At 70.1% G+C, this 1,658-nt stretch carries 3 protein-coding genes; 1 reads left to right on the forward strand and 2 read right to left on the reverse strand.

Going from position 1 to position 1,658, the window contains the following annotated elements:
• Positions 1-10: 10 nt before the first annotated feature.
• Both AC1D15_RS31005 and AC1D15_RS31010 read right to left on the reverse strand, forming a co-directional pair.
• Entirely contained in the window at positions 11-460 is a 450-nt protein-coding gene (locus AC1D15_RS31005) for a PTS sugar transporter subunit IIA (RefSeq protein WP_047510203.1), read from the reverse strand.
• A 145-nt stretch (positions 461-605) separates the two neighbouring features.
• Positions 606-1,133, reverse strand: a complete 528-nt coding sequence (locus AC1D15_RS31010; protein ID WP_477829055.1) for a hypothetical protein — start codon at positions 1,131-1,133, stop codon at positions 606-608.
• A 39-nt stretch (positions 1,134-1,172) separates the two neighbouring features.
• On the opposite strand from AC1D15_RS31010, the gene AC1D15_RS31015 reads away from it, so the two are divergent.
• On the forward strand, positions 1,173-1,658 hold a 486-nt coding region (locus tag AC1D15_RS31015; protein ID WP_477829056.1), incomplete at its 3' end, for a CaiB/BaiF CoA transferase family protein.

Raw genomic sequence — 1,658 nt, forward strand, 5'->3', positions numbered from 1 at the left:
CAGGCCGAGCTTATTGCTGATGGTGATGCTGGTTTTGGTCATTTCCGCCTGGTTTGAAGGCCTGGTTCTGCGGACGCGCGGAGGCCACTTGCATCACGCCTTGCGTGGCACCCGCCATCGCACGTGCCACCATCGCGTCGAGGGATTCGTCGGCATAGCAGAGGGAGCGCCACAGCATCGGCACGTTGACGCCGGCGATGACCTTGACGTGCAGGCCGTCGGCCAGGCGTTGCGCCACGTTGCAGGGCGTGGCGCCGAACACGTCGGCGAAGATCAGCGCGTCGGGGTTGCTCACGCGGCCCAGCATCTCGCGCGCCTGCTGCTCGACCTCCTCCACCGGCATGCCGGGCAGCACATCGAGCGCCTCGACCAACCGGGCACAGTCCGGGAAGGTGTGCTGTGCCACCGCTTTCAGCGATGACGCCAGCGGCGCGTGGGCAATGATGAGAAGACCGGGCATGGTTTTCGATTATCGGCAGTTCGAGCTGCCGACTTGGTGGCTGCGGCTTGTGGCGTGGCCTCGACTCGCCACAAAAACCACACATGTGCACCAAACCGTCATGTGACTACAACGCCGGCGGGCCGTCCGGCGCTGACACACGGCGTCATGCGGCGAGCTTCAGCCCCTCGAAAAACGTGTCGACGGCCGACGCGTCCACGCGCGCGCCGAGCACCGTCGCCTGGTAGACCACGGTGCCCTTGACGAAAAACAGCAGTTCCTGGTGCACCTGCGTGCCGTCCGGAAAGCGCCCGTCGACCCGGACGCGCTGCGCCAGCGGGTTCGGCGTCATGCCGGACACCGAGGCGGCCGCGGCAACGACCGGGACTCCGCCCAGGTTGCCGGCGGCAGCCACCCGCAGCGCGTCGAGCGTCGCGGCGACGCGCGCGGGGTCCTGCGCATCGGTGACGCTGAGCGCGAAGGTCGCACCGRCCGCCTGACAGGACTGCAGGCTCATCGTCAGCGGGCTGCCGGMCAGGGCCACCACCCGCACATCCTGCGCAGGCCGGCACGGGAACAACGCGAGCACKCCGGCGCCCACGGGGCGGACCTCGCGCCAGTCGAGCGACGGCGTGCAGGCCGCCAGGGCCGCGCACGCGGCGATGCAAAGTCGGGAAACTCGGTCAAGCGGCATCGGTCCATTATCCCGACCCGCGGCGCCACAATCGCCCGCATGAGCACTCCCCCCTCCCCGCCGCAGCCGCTGTCGGGCGTCCGCATCCTCGACCTGTCGCGGGTGCTGGCCGGCCCCTGGTGCACCCAGACGCTCGCCGACCTCGGCGCCGACGTGATCAAGGTCGAACGCCCGCTGCGCGACGGCAGCGGCGGCGACGACACCCGCGGCTGGGGCCCGCCCTTCCTGAAGGCCCGCGACGGTGAGGACACCGCCGAGGCGGCCTACTACCTCGGCACCAACCGCAACAAGCGCTCGATCACGGTCGACATCGCGCGGCCGCAGGGCCAGGCCCTGATCCGCCGGCTGGCAGCGCAGTGCGACGTCTTCATCGAGAACTTCAAGGTCGGCGACATGGCCCGCTACGGGCTCGGCGCCGCGGCGCTGCGCGCGCTGTACCCGCGCCTCGTCTACTGCTCGATCACCGGCTTCGGCCAGACCGGCCCCTATGCCGATCGCGCCGGCTACGACTACGCCATCCAGGGC

The sequence above is a fragment of the Rhizobacter sp. P2_H2 genome (genome assembly GCF_056403375.1).